Genomic DNA, 16,778 nt, shown 5'->3' with positions numbered 1-16,778 from the left:
GTCACCTGGGAACCCTTTCTCACCAGCGTGCAGCGGCAACTGCCAGAGCCAACACTGTCGAGCTTTAAGGCTGTACCGATTTTCTCAAATGTATAAAGTTTCAAGCCGGCTTTTGCTCGCCCAATGTGCGAGCTGCCAACGCGCCCAACACCCCGCCAACAACCGGCGCCACCCAGAACAACCACAACTGAACCCTATACTCGCCCCCGGCAAACAACGCCGGCCCGGTGCTACGGGCGGGGTTCACCGACGTATTGGTCACCGGGATCAGAACCAAGTGAATCAAGGTCAGCGCCAGGCCGATGGCAATCGGCGCAAAACCAGGCACAGCACCCGGTGCGGTCACGCGCATGATGATGAATACGAAGAAAAACGTGGCGATCAGTTCGGCCAGCACCGCAGCCTTCATGTCGAAGAGGGCTGGGCTCAATGGGCCGTAACCGTTGGCGGCAAAACCACCCACAGCGAAATCCGGCTGCCCGCTGGCAATCAGGTACAACGCCGCAGCGGCGACAATCGCTGCGCTGACCTGCGCCGCGATGTACGGCAGCACATCCCCCGCAGGAATGCGGCGCCCCGCCCATAGGCCAATGGTCACTGCAGGGTTGAAATGCCCGCCGGAGATTCCCCCTACCGCGTAGGCCATGGTCAATACCGTGAGACCAAACGCCAGCGAAACGCCCACAAAACCAATGCCTAAATCCGGGAATGCCGCCGCCAGGATGGCGCTGCCACAGCCGCCGAATGTCAGCCAGAAAGTACCCATGAATTCTGCGGTCAAACGCTTATGCACAATCAACTCCATTGCTGTTCAAGTGCCGTCACCACAGGCGGTGGGCGGCCCTGGGCGACGGTAGCAATGGGTATCAAAATACTGTGTAAGACTTGTCTGGTCGTAGGAGCGAGCTTGTTTGCTCCTACCTGGGCACACCCGGCCCAAACTGCCTGATCGCCAAGCAATACCCAATCAACGCCACCGCCGCCAGCAACCCGCCCGCCGCGCCGATCCAGGCGAAGCCGAACTGGCTGCCGACCCAGCTGCCCATCAGTGCGCCGCCGCCGATGCCGATGTTGTAAATGCCGGAGAACATCGCCATGGCCACGTCGGTGGCGTCCGGTGCCAGTACCAGCACTTTGGACTGCATGGCAAGGCCAAAGCCCATGATCGCCATGCCCCAGAAAATACTCAGCACCACCAGGTAGGATTGCGCACCGCTCAACGGCAGTAGCAGCGCCAGGCACGCGGCCAGAATAAATACCGCGCCGACGACGAATACATGCGGGTTGAAGCGGTGCACCAGGCTGAACAGCAGCGAGCCGATGATGCCCGCGCCGCCGAATACCAGCAGGATCAGGGTCACCGCGCTGCCGCTCATACCGGCCACGCCTTCGACGAAGGGTTCGATGTAGCTGTAGGCGGTGAATTGCGCGGTGACGGTCATCGCGGTAAGCACATAAAGCGCTACCAGCGCCGGGCGCTTGAACAGCAGCGGCAGGCTGCGCAGGGAGCCGGAGTTCTGGCTCGGCAATAGCGGCAAGGTGCGCGCCAGCCAGAACACCAGCGCGGCAGCGAAGGCGCCGATCACCAGGAACGTGGTGCGCCAGCCCATGGCTTCGCCGAGCAGGCGACCCAGCGGAATGCCCAGGACCATCGCCAGGGAAGTACCGGTGGCCAGAAGGCCGAGGGCTTGCACCTGCTTGCCTTCCGGCGCTAGACGTACCGCCAGCGACGCGGTGATCGACCAGAACAGCGCATGGGACAAGGCAATGCCGATGCGGCTGAGCATCAGGAGGCCGAAGCTGTTGGCGACACTGGAGAGAATGTGGCTGACGATAAACATGCAAAACAGCACGATCAGCAGCTTGCGCCGTTCGATGTTGCGGGTGAGCAGCATCACCGGCAGGGAGGTCAGGGACACGATCCAGGCGTAGATCGTGAGCATCAGGCCGACGCTGGACACCGGCATGTCGAAGCTGGCACCGATGGCACTGAGCAGCCCAACGGGCACGAATTCGGTGGTATTAAACACAAAGGCGGCCAACGCGAGGGCGATGACCGGTTGCCAATTGGTTTGGGGGGTTGCGGCTGAAATGCTCATTGACGGGTCGGTCTACTCAGTTTCCGCGTTGATCAAGCCGGCCCAGTGCCGGCCCTTGAGCAGCGCGGAAAAATAGTAACACGAGCCTCAAGGATCGACTTGCGCCGTCAGCTCCTGAATCGATTCTGGCCGATTGGCGTAACGCTGGGCCAGTGCCGCGCACACCATCAGTTGGATCTGGTGAAACAGCATCAATGGCAGGATCAGTACGCCCATGGTCGCGCCGGCAAACAGCACCTGAGCCATCGGCACGCCGGTCGCGAGGCTCTTCTTCGAGCCGCAGAACAGAATGGTGATGCGGTCTTCCTGGTTAAAGCCGAAGGCCTTGCCCAGCACCGCCGACGCCACCAACACCAAGGCCAGCAACACGCAGCACGCCACCACCAGCCCGCCCAGCTCCCACAGAGGGATCTGGTGCCAGATGCCTTCATTGACCGCTTCGCTGAACGCGCCGTACACCACCAGCAGGATCGAGCCTTGATCGACGAATTTCAGCCAGGATTTATTGCGCCCCACCCACTCACCAATCCAGCGACGCGCGATCTGCCCGGCGATGAACGGCAGCAGCAATTGCACGCTGATTTTCAGGATTGCGTCGACGGTCGAGCCGCCGTCACCGTGCACGTCGAGCAGCAACGTCACCAACAGCGGCGTGAGGAAGATGCCAAACAGGCTGGAGGCCGCCGCACTGCAAATCGCCGCCGGGATATTGCCGCGTGCCAGGGACGTGAAGGCAATCGCCGACTGCACGGTAGCCGGTAAAGCGCAGAGGTAGAGCATGCCCATGTACAGGTCGTTGCCGATCAGCGGTGACAACAGCGGCTTGAGCGCCAGGCCCAACAGCGGGAACAGCACGAAGGTCAGGCTGAACACCAGCAGGTGCAGGCGCCAGTGACCGGCGCCAGCAACAATGGCCTGGCGCGACAGCTTGGCGCCGTGCAGGAAAAACAGCAGCGCAATGGCCAGGTTGGTGACCCAGCCGAAGGCCACGGCGGTCTGGCCGCTGGCGGGCAACAGGGAGGCGAGGATCACCGTGGCGATCAGCGTCAGGGTGAAGTTGTCGGGCAGGAAACGCGGGCGGGTCATAAGCAGGATCTTCCAGGGGTTGCCAAGAGCGTCACCGCGACTCTAACGTAACGGTTTATTACCGACTAACGCCAATGAGCCAGTAAATGCCGCCTAAAGGACATGACAAGACCGTCCGCCGCAGTGTGCCCGGGCTCTCCAGCCTGCCACGGCCGGTATATGGGCGCACTGAATCGCTGCCCAACCGCGCGCTGACCCGTCGGCACAGCCACCCTTGGGTGCAATTGTCCTACGCGATTTCCGGGGTGCTGGAGATCCAGACCAGCGTCGGCCGTTTCGTAGCGCCGCCACAGCGCGCGGTGTGGATACCGGCAGGAATGCCACACCGCGTGTTCAGCTCGCCCCACACGGAAATGCGCAGCCTGTACCTCGATTGCAGCGTCACGGCCTGGGCGGCTGAACGCTGTCATGTGTTGGAAGTGAGCAGTTTGCTGCGCGAGTTGATCCGCAGCTTCAGCGAACTGCCGGTGGAATATGCCGAGGATGGGCCGGATGGGCGTTTGGCGCAGGTGGTACTGGACCAACTGGCGGCGGCGCCGCAGGTTGATTTGATGCTGCCGCTGCCACTGGACCCGCGCTTGCGCCAGATCTACCGCAGTTTAAACCTGCACCCGGAGCAGCAGACAACGTTGGGCCAGTGGAGCCAAAAGCTGGACGTGAGTGAGAAGACGTTGAGCCGGTTGTTTTTGAGGGATACCGGGCTGACGTTTCGCGCATGGCGCCAGCGCTTGCGGTTGCTCACCGCCCTGCCCGCCCTGGAGCAAGGCGAGCGGGTAACAGATGTCGCGTTGGGGTGTGGGTATGAGTCGACGTCGGCGTTTATCAATGCGTTCAGGCAACAGTTCGAGGCCACACCCGGTGAGTTTTTCCGCTGACCCCTCAAACACTGCAAATTCACTTTGGGGGGGGTCAGCTACCGTTACCACTGTCGGCTTCTTCAAAGAAGTAGTCCTTCCAGCTGTCGGCCTTTTTTTTCAGCACGCCAGCGAGGCAACCAGAAGGGTCCAAGAGAAGCGCTTGAGGGTGATGGGGTTCTGCCGCACTTTTGAGAAGGTGAACGAGGGTAGCCACGATTTTTAAGACGGGAAAAGAATATCGAGGTCTATTGTTATGTAAATCACCCACAAACAGGCGCTCGGCTGCTATTGTGCCGCGCTTTGAAAAACCGCCGAATCTGCGAGGAAATGGACGTTGAACACTGACGAAAAAATGACCGGGGACCTGTTCGAGGTGGATAAGCGCCTGTCACTCAAACCCGTGGTGGACTTCAACGCCTACCTGCGCAGCGCTTTCGGCGAAGGCCCGTGCACCTGCATCCGCTGCACCGCCAGCCAGGGTGATGAAACCGGCTACACGTTCCAGCACACCTTCACTTTTGACGGTAAACCTACCCACCGCCGCTTCGCCACCACCGCCGGCAGTGATGTGTTGCAGGCACTGAAGAAAGCCTGGTTGTCGTACACCAAGGCCGAGTTGCCGTTGAGCGGCGTACTGGCGCTGGAGACGGTGAAGGAGTTTGTCGAGCCACAACTGCATAAACGCCTGGCACCGCTGTTTTTGGCCAGTGAGTTGGTCAAGGATGTCGAGGGGGAGTTGCTGGTTCAGCCACAGGCGGCGTGATCGTCAAGTCACCGCAGGACAACAGGTGGGAGCTGGCAAGCCAGCCCCACCTTTGATTTGTATCGTTCTGAAATTTGCATGCTGTGAGTGTCGGAAAAACAAAACGGCACCTGAGTGCCGTTTTGCTTCACTCAAAGCGCTTACTTACGCGCCGCCTCCCACGACTTGAGCAGGTCGCTGTAGCTCACGGTCTCGCCTTTGGGCTTCTCATTCGCCAGTTTCGGTTTTGGCGCGCCCGGCTGGTCGAACCAGTATTGCGCGTCACGCTCGGGGTTCATTTTCGGACCGCACACCGGCTGCACCTTGGAGCGTTCCAGGCGCGCCATGATCGCGTCTTGCTCCTTGGCCAGGTTGTCCAGCGCTTGCTGCGGGGTTTTCTCGCCGCTGGCAGCAGCGGCAATGTTGCTCCACCACAGTTGCGCAAGGCGTGGGTAGTCCGGCACGTTGGTGCCGGTTGGCGACCATTCGGTACGGGCCGGGCTGCGGTAGAACTCCACCAACCCCCCCAGTTTCGGCGCCATGTCGGTCATGGCCTGGGAGTTGATGTCGGACTCACGAATCGGCGTCAGGCCAACGATGGTTTTCTTCAGTGACACGGTCTTCGAGGTCACGAACTGCGCGTAAAGCCAGGCCGCGAGTTTCTGTTTCTCCGGCGTCGACTTGAGGAAGGTCCAGGAACCGACGTCCTGATAGCCCTTCTTCATGCCCTTTTCCCAATACGGTCCGACAGGTGACGGCGCCATGCGCCATTTCGGCGTGCCGTCGGCATTCACCACCGGCAGGCCCGGTTTGACCATATCGGCGGTAAACGCGGTGTACCAAAAGATCTGCTGGGCGATGTTGCCTTGGGACGGCACCGGGCCGGATTCGGAGAAGGTCATGCCCGCCGCTTCCGGTGGCGCGTAGGCTTTCATCCAGTCCACGTATTTCTGTGTGGCAAATACCGCGGCCGGGCCGTTGGTGTCGCCGCCACGGGTGACGCTGGAGCCCACCGGGTGGCAGTCCTCCACACGAATGCCCCACTCGTCCACCGGCAAGCCGTTGGGCAGGCCCTTGTCGCCGCCACCGGCCATGGAGAACCAGGCATCGGTGAAGCGCCAGCCCAGGGACGGGTCCTTCTTGCCGTAGTCCATGTGCCCATAAATGCGCTTGCCGTCGATTTCCTTGACGTCTTCGCTGAAGAACTTGGCGATGTCTTCATAGGCCGACCAGTTCACCGGCACACCGAGGTCGTAGCCGTATTTTTCCTTGAACTTGGCTTTCAGCTCCGGACGCTCGAACCAGTCGGCGCGGAACCAGTAGAGGTTGGCGAACTGTTGGTCGGGCAATTGGTAGATCTTGCCGTCCGGCGCAGTGGTGAATGAGATGCCGATGAAGTCCTTGAGGTCAAGGGTCGGTGAGGTGAAGCTCTTGCCTTCATTGGCCATCAGGTCGGTGATGGATTCGGTCTTGCCGTAGCGAAAGTGCGTACCGATCAGGTCCGAGTCATTGACCCAGCCATCATAGATGTTCTTGTCGGACTGCATCTGGGTTTGCAGTTTCTCCACCACGTCGCCTTCCTGCAGCAGGTCGTGGGTCAGATTGATCCCGGTGATTTCAGTGAAGGCCTTGGCCAGCACCTTGGACTCGTACTCGTGGGTGGTGAGGGTTTCCGACACCACGTTGATCTTCATACCACGGAAGGGTTCGGCGGCTTTGATGAACCACTTCAACTCTTCGAGCTGTTGGGCTTCGGTGAGCGTCGACGGCTTGAACTCGCTGCCGATCCATTTTTTTGCGGCATCTTCATACGCATCGGCCCAGGCCGAGGCGCTCAAACCGCTGAGGGCCAGTACGGCGGCCAATGAAATGCTATGTCGCAGCTTATTGTTTTTATTCAACATAGAGACCTCCAGGTGGTTTATTCACAAGGGCTTCAGCCCCAACGCATCACACTCAACAGCCATACCAGGGAGAGCGCGGACGCCACCCAGATGCTCCAGTCGGTAACGCCGATGACCAGCAAATGCAGGTAAGCGCTACCGAGAAGACCGATAAACAAACGATCACCACGGGTGGTGCTGATCGGCAGAACCCCCCGCCGGGGGATACTCGGCGAGCGCAGTTCCCAAGTGGTCATGCCCGCCAGGATCTGGGCTATGCCGCCAAAGAACAGCGCCGTGGGGGTGGTCCAGGCCATCCATTCCATCATCGACTCCTCAGACCCGGCCCAGGGCAAAGCCCTTGGCCACGTGGTTGCGAACAAACCAGATCACCAGCATGCCGGGAAGGATAGTCAACACCCCCGCCGCCGCCAGTACGCCCCAATCGATACCCGACGCCGAGACCGTGCGCGTCATCACCGCCGCAATAGGCTTGGCGTTGACCGAGGTCAGGGTGCGCGCCAGCAGCAGTTCGACCCAGGAAAACATGAAGCAGAAAAACGCGGTCACACCGATACCGGAGCCAATCAACGGGATAAAAATCTTCACGAAAAACTTAGGAAACGAGTAGCCATCGATGTAGGCGGTTTCGTCGATTTCCTTAGGTACGCCGGACATGAAGCCTTCGAGGATCCACACCGCCAACGGCACGTTGAACAGGCAGTGCGCCAGGGCGACGGCGATGTGCGTGTCAAACAGACCGATCGACGAATACAGCTGGAAGAACGGCAGCAAAAACACCGCCGGCGGCGCCATACGGTTGGTCAGCAGCCAGAAAAACAGATGCTTGTCGCCGAGGAAACGGTAGCGCGAAAACGCATAGGCCGCCGGCAGCGCCACGCTCAAGGAGATCACCGTGTTCAGGCTCACGTAGTACAGCGAGTTGAGGTAGCCGGTGTACCAGCTTGGATCGGTGAAGATCACCTTGTAGTTGGCCAGGGTGAAATCCTGCGGAAACAGCGTCAGCCCGCCGAGGATTTCGGTGTTGCTCTTGAAGGACATGTTCAGCAGCCAATAGATCGGCACCAGCAGGAACAGGATGTAGATCAGCAGCGGTATAAGCTTGCGCTTGCTCATGTTGGCGGCCTCAGCGATTGGCGTCGGAGTGGGTCATGGCGGTGTAGAACAGCCAGGACACCAACAGAATGATCAGGAAATACACCAGCGAGAATGCCGCCGCCGGGCCCAGGTCGAATTGGCCTACGGCCATCTGGGTCAGTGTCTGACTCAGGAAGGTGGTGGCGTTACCCGGTCCACCGCCCGTGAGGACGAAGGGCTCGGTATAGATCATGAAGCTGTCCATGAAACGCAGCATTACCGCGATCAGCAGCACGCTTTTCATCTTCGGCAACTGGATATGTCGGAAAACTGCCCAGGCGGATGCCCGATCAATCCGCGCAGCCTGGTAGTACACATCCGGAATGGCGCGCAGTCCCGAATAACAGAGCAGCGCTACCAGCGACGTCCAGTGCCACACGTCCATTACCAGCACGGTGACCCAGGCGTCCGCCGTGTTGGCCGCGTAGTTGTAGCTGATGCCCAGGGCGTTGAGGCTGTAACCCAACAAACCGATGTCGGCGCGCCCGAAAATCTGCCAAATAGTGCCCACCACGTTCCATGGAATCAGCAGCGGAATGGCGAGGATGATCAACACCAGCGACGACCAGCGGCCCTTGGTCGGCATGGTCAGGGCGATGGCGATGCCCAGTGGGATTTCGATCAGCAGCACGCAGGCCGAGTAGATGAACTGACGCAGCAGCGAATCATGCAGACGCGGGTCGAGCAGCACTTGCTTGTACCACTCCACACCGACGAAGTAGCGGCTGGATTGGTCAAAGATGTCCTGCACCGAATAGTTGACCACGGTCATCATCGGGATTACCGCACTGAACGCCACCAGCAGGAACACCGGCAACACCAGCCACCAGGCCTTGTTGTTCTGCACCTTGTTCATGGCAGCGCCTCCTGCAGGTAATCGTCGGCATACACCATCAGCCATTGCGACGGGAAACTGATGGAAGCCTTGCCTTCGGGCACCGCTTTATCTTCGGACAGACGCACTTTGAGCGTGGCGCCGTCAAGGTTGAGGGTGAGGATCTTGTAGGTGCCGAGGTCTTCAAGGTGTGTGACATCAGCCTGCAGGGCGTCAGGGCTGTGCTCGTCCCACACGTGGATAAATTCCGGACGGATACCTACCTGCAATTTCTTGTAATCGGTGCTGGCAATACGTTGCTGCAAAGCCTCGGACAATGGCAGGTGCGTGCCGGCAAACCGCACCCCACCCGCCTCGGCCTGCACCTCGATCAGATTCATCCCAGGGCTGCCGATGAAATAGCCGACAAAGGTGTGGCTCGGCCGTTCGAACAAGTCACGGGGCGTGCCGAACTGCACGATCTGGCCGCCGTACATCACCGCGATCTTGTCGGCGAAGGTCGAGGCCTCCAACTGGTCGTGGGTCACGTAGACCATGGTGATGTTGAATTGCTCGTGGATCTGCTTGAGCTTGCGCCGCAGCTTCCATTTGAGGTGCGGGTCGATCACCGTCAGCGGTTCGTCGAACAGGATCGCCGACACGTCGTCGCGCACCAGGCCACGGCCCATGGAGACTTTCTGCTTTTCGTCGGCGGTGAGGTTGCGTGCTTTTTTGCTCAACAGGCTGTGCAGGTCGAGGACTTCGGCAATTTCCTGCACCTTGCTGTGAATTTTCGCCTCAGCCATGCCCTGGTTGCGCAGGGGAAATGCCAGGTTGTCGAACACCGTCATGGTGTCGTACACCACCGGGAACTGGAACACCTGGGCAATGTTGCGTTTTTCCGGAGTGAGTTCGTTGACCGCCTTGCCGTCGAACAGCACCTGGCCTTCAGACGGGCTGAGCAGGCCGGAAATGATATTGAGCAAGGTCGACTTGCCGCAGCCGGACGGCCCGAGCAAGGCGTAGGCTCCCCCCTGCTCCCACACGTGGTTCATTTCCCGAATCGCGTAGTCCTCAGGACCACTCGGCGTAGGGCTGTAGCTATGCGCCAGGTTCTGCAAATGGATCTCGGCCATCAGGCAACCCTCGCGACACGGCGCCCGGGGGCCTGGACCAAACGGCCCTGGCCATCGAACACAAACAGTTTATGGGTGGGGATATACACGCGAATCGGCGCGTCGACGTCGTATTCGTGCACCCCCGACAGGTGCAGCACCAGCAGGAAGTGTTCGCTGCGTACGTGCAGGAAGGTTTCCGAGCCGCTGATCTCCGCGACTTCCACGGTCACCGCCAGTTCTAGGTCGTCGTCGTTGCTCGGTACCAGGCTGATATGGCTGGGGCGTGCGCCAAAACGGAAATCGCCTTCGCCGATGGGGCGCAGGTCGACGTTCAGCGGGAAGTGCACGAAATTGGCGAAGCTCACTTCGTTGCCACTGATACGCCCTGGCATCAGGTTGATCGGCGGTTCGGAAAACAGCTCAGCGGCCAGCACGGTCTGCGGCTGGTGATACACCTCGGCGGCTTTACCGCTCTGGATCACCCGGCCTTCGTGAAGAATGGTGGTGGTGCCACCGAGGGCCAACGCTTCATTGGGCTCGGTGGTGGCGTAGATGGCAATGGTGTGACGTGCTGCGAAGAGTTCGCGCATTTCCTGACGCAGCTCTTCTCGCAGTTTGTAGTCCAGGTTCACCAACGGCTCATCGAACAGGATCAATTCGGCGTCCTTGACCAACGCGCGGGCCATGGCCGTGCGTTGCTGCTGGCCACCGGAGAGTTCCAGCGGGTGGCGCTGGAGGAATTTCTCGATGCGTAGCATCTTCGCAGTTTCCAGCACCTTGCCCTGGATCACCTCGTCGGACACGCCAGCCTGGCGCAACGGCGAGGCGATGTTCTCAAACACGGTCATGGTCGGGTAGTTGATGAACTGCTGATACACCATCGACACGTTGCGCAGGCGCACCGGCTTTTGCGTGACATCCACACCGTTCATCAGGATGCGGCCACTGCTGGGTTTGTCCAAGCCGGCCATCAGGCGCATCAGACTGGTCTTGCCGGACAGGGTGCGACCGAGCAGGACGTTGAAGGAGCCGGCTTCGAAACGCAGGTTGGCGTCGTCGATCCAGGTTTGGCCTTCGACAACGCGGGAGACATTTTCCAGGGTCAATGACATGACACGACCTTTTTTATTATTGGAATGAATCTGGCGAGATGTCAGAGCGAGTTTCGTGCCAAAACCGCAAGTGTTTGATGCGCAAGGAAATGGGCTGAATGGGATGTTCAGGTGTGAACAGAAATGAACAACGCAGGCTGAACAACTGAACAATCAGCGCCTTGACAATGAACAGTTATGAACAACACTCTCATCAACAACACAGGGCATACGTGGCCGGTTTCTTCAGATAAATTGTGCAAGCCCAATAATAATAAAAACGAAGGTCGACCCCATGGCCGAACCCTTGGCTCACGACACCCTTATCCAGGAATCCTGGCGCCGTTGCCGCGCCTTCGGCCTGGACCACCAGAGCACGCCCAGCTTCGACCAACTGCCCGCCGAGTGCATCAGCCAATTGCTCGAAAGCCAGCACTCGCTGGTGCAAACCACCCATCAAGAAGTGCTGCCCTACTACGAGAACATCCTCAGCAACTCCAATTGCCTGATCATGTTGGCTGACAACCAGGGCCAGGTGCTGACCCGCTGGGGCACCCAGCGTTTTATCGAGCCCAAGCTGGCTCGGGGCTTCAACCCCGGCGCCAGTTGGGTGGAACGTTCCAGCGGCACCAACGCTATCGGCACCGCGCTGGCCTGTGCCCAGGCGGTGCGTATCGAACACGATGAGCACTTTCTCAAGGCCAACCGCTTCATGACGGGCTCAGCGGCGCCGATCTTTGATGCCCAGCGCGAGATCATCGCGGTGCTGGATGTGTCCAGCGACAGCTACCTGCCGCCCTCCCACACCTTGGGCATGGTTAAGATGATGAGCCAGACCGTGGAAAACCGGCTCATCCTCAACCTGTTTCGCGGTGAACATTTCCAACTGACCTTTAACACTGGCTTGAGCAATCTGGATAGCCAGTGGGCCGGTCTGCTGATTTTTGATGAGAGCGGCCAAGTGCTGTCGGCCAACCGTCGTGCCGACAACCTGTTGGGCATCAGTTTGTCGCGGGTGATGATCGACAGTTTGTTCAAGGTGTCGTTGCTGGAATTGTTGAACCAGCCGGAGGGGTTGCCCTTCTCGCTGCAAGCGGCGGGACGCAACCGGTTCCAGTGCCTGTTGAAGCGGCCTCAGCAGAGGCCCGTGCAGGCCCGCATATTCACTGAACCGGTGCCGGCGAAACCCACGTCGATTGGCCTCAATACCCTGCATTTTGGTGATGTGCGCGTGGAGAAAGCCGTGCGTCAGGCCGAGCGCTTACTGGAGAAGGACATCCCCCTGCTGATCCACGGTGAAACCGGCGTGGGCAAGGAAGTGTTCGTCAAAGCTCTGCACCAGGCCAGCTCGCGTAGCCAGAAGGCGTTCATTGCGGTGAACTGCGCGGCGATTCCCGCTGAACTGGTGGAATCGGAACTGTTCGGCTACGAAAAAGGCGCGTTCACCGGCGCCAATCAAAAAGGCAGCATCGGCCTGATCCGCAAGGCCGACAAGGGCACGCTGTTTCTGGATGAAATCGGTGATATGCCGCTGCCGACACAGGCCCGCCTGCTGCGGGTATTGCAGGAGCGTTGCGTACAGCCGGTGGGCAGCAGCGAGTTGTTCCCGGTGGATTTACGCATCATCTCGGCCACCAACCACGCGTTACGCGAACGCGTGAAGGCTGGGCGGTTTCGTGAGGATTTGTACTACCGTATCGGCGGCCTGACGCTGGAGCTGCCGCCGTTGCGCGAGCGTACGGACAAGCAGGCGCTGTTCCAGCAACTGTGGCAGCAACACCGCGAGCCGACCCAATGGGCGGGCCTGAGCGCCGAAGTGCTGGCGCTGTTCGATCAGCATCCATGGCCGGGGAACTTGCGCCAGGTCAGCAGTGTGCTGCGGGTGGCACTGGCCATGGCGGAGGAACAGCCGATCCGCCCGGAGCATCTACCGGATGACTTTTTTGTGGATTTGGACGTAGCGGCGCCACGGCCCGCCAATGACGAGCTGGATGACAGCCTCGACCTGAACCAGCGCTTGAAGGCTGCCGGCGGGAATATTTCCCACCTGGCACGCGAGCTGGGGGTGAGCCGCAATACCTTGTACAAGCGCCTGCGCCAGAACGAAGGCTAGCGCGGCTTGACCACCACCAGCAGGTCGGTGAAGTACTCCACCTGGATCGGCAGGTTATCCGCCAGTGACGACAGCGCCGCCGCCGTGTCATCCAGCTTGAAGACGCCCGATACCCGCAGGTTCTGCAGGGCCTGAGGGTCGAAGCGCAGCATGCCATGGCGATAGCTGGCGAGGGTTTGCAGCACCTCGCTCAGGGGTTGGTCGTTGACTTTGAGCAGGCCGCGGGTCCAAGCATCCGGGTCGGCATCGACGATGGCTTGCGGCGGCTGGGCGCGGCCGTGGTCAAGGACCGAACGCTGGCCGGCCGTGACCTTGACCCCATCGCTGGCTTCACCTTTGACCGCCACGCTGGACTCGATCACCGTGACGACCGTGGTGCCGTCTGCCGCCCGCTTGACCAGATAGCGTGTACCCAATGCGGTGGCCGTGCCTTGGTCGGTGCGGACCACAAAAGGCCGCTGCGCATCCTTGGCCACTTCGACCCAGAGTTCACCTTGCAACAGCTCGATCACGCGTTGATGCCCGTCGAATTTCACGTCGACTGCCGAGTTGCTGTTGAGCTGCAACTGGCTGCCGTCTTCGAGGGCAATCTGCCGGCGCTCGCCGACGGCGGTGCGCTGGTCGGCCATCCAGACCGGCACGTGTTGCAAGCCCAGCCAGCCGCACAAGACCACGCCGAGCAAGCCCGCCACCTGCGCACCACGCGGACGTTGCGGGGTAAACGCGCGGTTAAGGGCAACACGGGCGGGCTTGGCGGGCAAGGTGTCGAGGCTGCCCCACAAGGCGCGCATGCGTTCAATGGCCACGGCGTGACGCGGGTCGGCCTGGCACCAGGCATTAAACGCGTGACGGTCGGCGTCGCTGGCATCCTCGTCGTGCAGGCGGGTCAGCCACTGCGCCGCTTGCTGGATGATCTGCTCGGCGCTCATTCCAGCGTGTCTGTCGGGTGCAGGCTGTGGTAGCAATGCACCAGGGCGCTGGAGATGTAGTTTTTGACGGTGCTGGAAGAGACGTCCAGGCGCGTGGCGATTTCGCTGTAGGTCAGCCCATCGAGGCGACTCAACAGGAACGCTTCGCGGACGTTGGCAGGCAAGCCCGCGAGCATCTCGGCGATACGTTCCAGGGCTTGCAGCGCCACATGAATCGCGGCCGGGTCCGGCATGCCGGCATCTTCGCACTGGATCACCAACGCTTCCATGTAGGCTTTTTCGATACGGCGACGACGGGCGCCGTCGATCAACAACCGCCCTGCCGTGGTGGCCAGGAAGGCACGGGGTTCCTTGATATTTTGCGGTTCGGCCAGCATCAGTACACGGATGAACGCGTCATGCGCCAGGTCGGCGGCATGCTGGGAGCAACCGAGTTTCTTGCGCAGCCAGCCGTGCAACCAGCCGTGGTGCTCGCTGTACATCGCCGTGAGGGTCTGCTGCCGGACGGAGTCATCCAGCGCGGCGGGAATGTCATGCATGCGCAAAAATATCTCAAATGGGAAGTGTTACCAATTGCGCAGACAATGCCAGTAAATGGGTGAAGGAGCAAGGGCCACCCCCTTTCTGAGAGCACCGTTGATTGCATTGTTTGGAAGGTCGCGCGCCTGTCAGCGCCAGCTCCAGGAGACGCCGGTGTAGAGGCCGCGGCCATCCGCTGGCGTCGAACGCGCTACATCCAGGCCTTTGTCGTCATAGCCTGGCGTGACCGTATTGGCGTACCGGCGGTTGGTGAGGTTGCGCAGGTCGACCCAGGCTTGCCAGTCTTGCTTTGGCGCGTTGTAGCCGAAGGTGGCGCCGAGGATGGTGTAGGACGCAGCGTAATAGGAGTTGGCGTAGTCGACCGCCACGCGCGAGGAATATTCGCTATTGAGGCTGGTAAAGAAACCCGTCGGGTGGCTGTAGCGCACTTGCGCCTGGTAGTAGTGCTTGGGGATGCCCGGCAAGGTGTTGTCGCCGAAACGGTCGTCGTCGCGGTAGTGGAAGTCGCTGAAGGTATAGGCCTGACGCAGGGAGAGCTGGCCGTTGCGGCCGCCGTCCCACAAAGGGCTGAGCAGGCTCACTTCCAGGCCTTGGTGCACAGTGGGGCTGGCATTGGCTTCGGCGACAATGGCATTGCGGGTGGCCGTTTGGGCCTGGGTTTCCACGCTGAGCAGTTCGTGGCGCACTTCAGAGCGGTACAGCGCCAGGTCCCATTGGCCGAGCCACGCTTCGCCACGCCCGCCGATTTCCAGGGTGGTGGCGGTCTGGTTTTCCAGGCTCACGCCTTCGCGCGCCAAACCTTTGGCCGGCCCACTCGTGAAGTATTTGTTGGAGCCCCATATCATCGACCACGCGTGCGGCGGCTCGACCGAGCGGCTCAGGTTGCCGTACACCTGCAATTGCGGTGTGAAGTCATACCGCAGGCCGATGCGCGGCGCGTAGTCCCAGTCGTGCTGGCTGAGCGGCGCCTGGCCTTCGGGGTAGGTGACCTGGGTTTCGCGCCGGGTGTAGATCGCGGCCAGGCCGGTCGTCAGCCACAGGTCAGGGACCAGCTCCAGATCGTTGCCGATGTGCAGCACGGTGTCGGCGCCCAGATAACTGTAGTCGCGGGTCTTGGTGCCGGGGGCGTAGCCAGCGGTATTGTCGGCCGGTGTGCGCACATATTCCGACGCGCCGTTGTTGGGCATCGCTTGGGTGGTGCGCAGGCCCAACGTAGTTTTGCTGTCGTGGCCGAACAGCGTGTCCTGGCGGATGTAGTTGAGGGTGCCGCTGACATCGGTGTAGGCAACTTTAAGACGGTTGGTGCCTTCGCGTAGGTCCATCGGGTAGTCGTGGTAAGCCAGCCCGAGTTCGACCCGGGAATTGTCGTCCAACTGCAAGGTGGTCTTGTTGGCGATCCAGGTGGAGCCCGGTTGCAGGCGCTTGGAGTCGCGGGCGGCGTTGAGGCTGTTGGCCGCGCGCAGGTCATGGCTGATTTGCGCGCGAGTGAGCTTGCCGGGGGTGTCGTTGGTGGTTTCGCGGTAGCGGAAATAGAAGCGCGTCTCCAGGTCCGGGTTGAAACGGTAGCCGAAGTTAGCGGCCACGCCCTTGCCGGTGCCGGCGCTCTGGCGCTGATAGCCGTCAGACTCGGCGTCGGTGAGGCTGATGTAATAGTCGACATCTCCCAAGACCTGGCCGGAACTGATCTCGCGCTGGGCGTAACCCTTGCTGCCCGCCTCGTATCGCACCTGCAACTTAGGCGCATCGTAGCCCGTGTGGGTCACGTAGTTGACCGCGCCACCGAGGGCCAGGGCGCCCTGGTCAAAACCATTGGCACCGCGCAGCACTTCAACGCGGCTCTGCCACAAGGGGTCTTTCAACTCATAGGGGGTACCACCAGGCCCGGTCAGTGGCAGACCGTCGAACATTTCATACACGCCGGAGGCATGGGAACCGGGGCTGCGGTTCAGGCCCGAACCGCGAATCGAGAGTTTCACCCCTTCATTGTTCGCTGCCTTGGCGTACACCCCGGCCTGGTACTTGAACACGTCTTCGTTGGTGCTGACCCGCCCCTGCTGCACGCTGTTCATGTCGATGTAGTTAGTACCGCCGGGCACGCTTCTGAGCTGCGCCTGCGCCATTTCACCGGCGCTGGCTTCGCTGCCGGTGACTTCGACCGGGGCCAATTGCAGGTCTTCGGCGTGCACCAGTGTGCTTAACGTCAGGGCGGCAAACAGGAACGGAGGGTGGCGCAACAGCATCGGGCAAGTCCTTGGAATTCGGGGGCACGAGGTGGGAAGACTGGTACGCCCGCGAGGTCACTCCCTATTATTGGAAACGTCTGCGCCCACTGATCGAAATACTGTGAA

Annotated in this window: 15 protein-coding genes; 3 read left to right on the top strand and 12 right to left on the bottom strand. The window is 60.7% G+C overall.

The genetic code is table 11. From position 1 onward, the window contains the following. Positions 1 to 100: 100 nt before the first annotated feature. The 3 genes from aqpZ to AACY44_RS20765 all read right to left on the bottom strand — a co-directional run bounded on the left by aqpZ (position 101) and on the right by AACY44_RS20765 (position 3,185). Positions 101 to 805 (bottom strand): aquaporin Z, encoded by a 705-nt coding sequence (aqpZ, locus tag AACY44_RS20775; RefSeq protein WP_339420818.1) that lies wholly within the window; start codon positions 803 to 805, stop codon positions 101 to 103. A gap of 112 nt (positions 806 to 917) precedes the next feature. Beyond that, a complete protein-coding gene (locus AACY44_RS20770) occupies positions 918 to 2,099 on the bottom strand; it encodes a sugar transporter (protein WP_339420820.1) in 1,182 nt (393 codons plus the stop codon). 87 nt (positions 2,100 to 2,186) lie between these two features. Further along, complete coding sequence (locus tag AACY44_RS20765; RefSeq protein WP_339436940.1) at positions 2,187 to 3,185, bottom strand: bile acid:sodium symporter family protein; 999 nt, start codon at positions 3,183 to 3,185, stop codon at positions 2,187 to 2,189. A gap of 86 nt (positions 3,186 to 3,271) precedes the next feature. Between AACY44_RS20765 and AACY44_RS20760 the strand changes: the two genes are divergently transcribed. Together AACY44_RS20760 and AACY44_RS20755 are read left to right on the top strand one after the other, a co-directional pair. Beyond that, complete coding sequence (locus tag AACY44_RS20760) at positions 3,272 to 4,060, top strand: AraC family transcriptional regulator (RefSeq protein WP_339420824.1); 789 nt, start codon at positions 3,272 to 3,274, stop codon at positions 4,058 to 4,060. A gap of 316 nt (positions 4,061 to 4,376) precedes the next feature. Continuing rightward, positions 4,377 to 4,805: a hypothetical protein gene (locus tag AACY44_RS20755; RefSeq protein ID WP_339420826.1), complete on the top strand. Its 429-nt coding sequence runs from the start codon at positions 4,377 to 4,379 to the stop codon at positions 4,803 to 4,805. Positions 4,806 to 4,945: 140 nt separating this feature from the next. Here the strand turns inward: AACY44_RS20755 and AACY44_RS20750 are convergent, their stop codons facing one another. The 6 genes from AACY44_RS20750 to AACY44_RS20725 are packed head-to-tail and all read right to left on the bottom strand — an operon-like array spanning position 4,946 to position 10,869. After that, complete coding sequence (locus AACY44_RS20750) at positions 4,946 to 6,688, bottom strand: ABC transporter substrate-binding protein (RefSeq protein WP_339420828.1); 1,743 nt, start codon at positions 6,686 to 6,688, stop codon at positions 4,946 to 4,948. Positions 6,689 to 6,720: 32 nt separating this feature from the next. Further along, the gene (locus AACY44_RS20745) at positions 6,721 to 6,993 is read right to left on the bottom strand and encodes a DUF2160 domain-containing protein (RefSeq protein ID WP_339530957.1); all 273 of its coding nucleotides are present in this window, start codon (positions 6,991 to 6,993) and stop codon (positions 6,721 to 6,723) included. 10 nt (positions 6,994 to 7,003) lie between these two features. Next, complete coding sequence (locus tag AACY44_RS20740) at positions 7,004 to 7,804, bottom strand: carbohydrate ABC transporter permease (RefSeq protein ID WP_003232361.1); 801 nt, start codon at positions 7,802 to 7,804, stop codon at positions 7,004 to 7,006. A 10-nt stretch (positions 7,805 to 7,814) separates the two neighbouring features. Next, complete coding sequence (locus AACY44_RS20735) at positions 7,815 to 8,681, bottom strand: carbohydrate ABC transporter permease (protein WP_339420831.1); 867 nt, start codon at positions 8,679 to 8,681, stop codon at positions 7,815 to 7,817. Beyond that, positions 8,678 to 9,775 (bottom strand): ABC transporter ATP-binding protein, encoded by a 1,098-nt coding sequence (locus tag AACY44_RS20730; RefSeq protein WP_339420833.1) that lies wholly within the window; start codon positions 9,773 to 9,775, stop codon positions 8,678 to 8,680. Before AACY44_RS20730 ends, AACY44_RS20735 begins: the two co-directional genes overlap by 4 nt. Next, the gene (locus tag AACY44_RS20725) at positions 9,775 to 10,869 is read right to left on the bottom strand and encodes an ABC transporter ATP-binding protein (protein ID WP_339420835.1); all 1,095 of its coding nucleotides are present in this window, start codon (positions 10,867 to 10,869) and stop codon (positions 9,775 to 9,777) included. The genes AACY44_RS20730 and AACY44_RS20725 overlap by 1 nt, the downstream gene beginning before the upstream one ends. Before the next feature lie 274 nt (positions 10,870 to 11,143). Here AACY44_RS20725 and AACY44_RS20720 point away from each other — a divergent pair, with 274 nt between their 5' ends. Further along, on the top strand, positions 11,144 to 12,961 hold the full coding sequence (locus AACY44_RS20720; RefSeq protein ID WP_339420837.1) for a sigma-54-dependent Fis family transcriptional regulator: 1,818 nt from the start codon (positions 11,144 to 11,146) through the stop codon (positions 12,959 to 12,961). Here the strand turns inward: AACY44_RS20720 and AACY44_RS20715 are convergent. The 3 genes from AACY44_RS20715 to AACY44_RS20705 form a co-directional block, all read right to left on the bottom strand. After that, positions 12,958 to 13,890 carry a FecR family protein gene (locus AACY44_RS20715; protein WP_339530956.1) on the bottom strand — a complete coding sequence of 311 codons (933 nt, stop codon included), beginning with the start codon at positions 13,888 to 13,890 and terminating at the stop codon, positions 12,958 to 12,960. The two genes, AACY44_RS20720 and AACY44_RS20715, sit on opposite strands and share 4 nt — an antisense overlap. Then, the gene (locus AACY44_RS20710) at positions 13,887 to 14,429 is read right to left on the bottom strand and encodes a sigma-70 family RNA polymerase sigma factor (protein WP_339436949.1); all 543 of its coding nucleotides are present in this window, start codon (positions 14,427 to 14,429) and stop codon (positions 13,887 to 13,889) included. The genes AACY44_RS20715 and AACY44_RS20710 overlap by 4 nt, the downstream gene beginning before the upstream one ends. A 129-nt stretch (positions 14,430 to 14,558) precedes the next feature. After that, positions 14,559 to 16,670, bottom strand: a complete 2,112-nt coding sequence (locus AACY44_RS20705) for a TonB-dependent receptor family protein (protein ID WP_339530955.1) — start codon at positions 16,668 to 16,670, stop codon at positions 14,559 to 14,561. Positions 16,671 to 16,778: the final 108 nt, after the last annotated feature.

It is taken from the genome of Pseudomonas sp. RA_15y_Pfl1_P11 (genome assembly GCF_963970975.1).
Taxonomy (GTDB): Bacteria; Pseudomonadota; Gammaproteobacteria; order Pseudomonadales; family Pseudomonadaceae; genus Aquipseudomonas; species Aquipseudomonas tritici.
The sequence above is the reverse complement of the archived record's forward strand: the minus strand, read 5'-3'. Positions and strand labels throughout refer to the sequence as shown.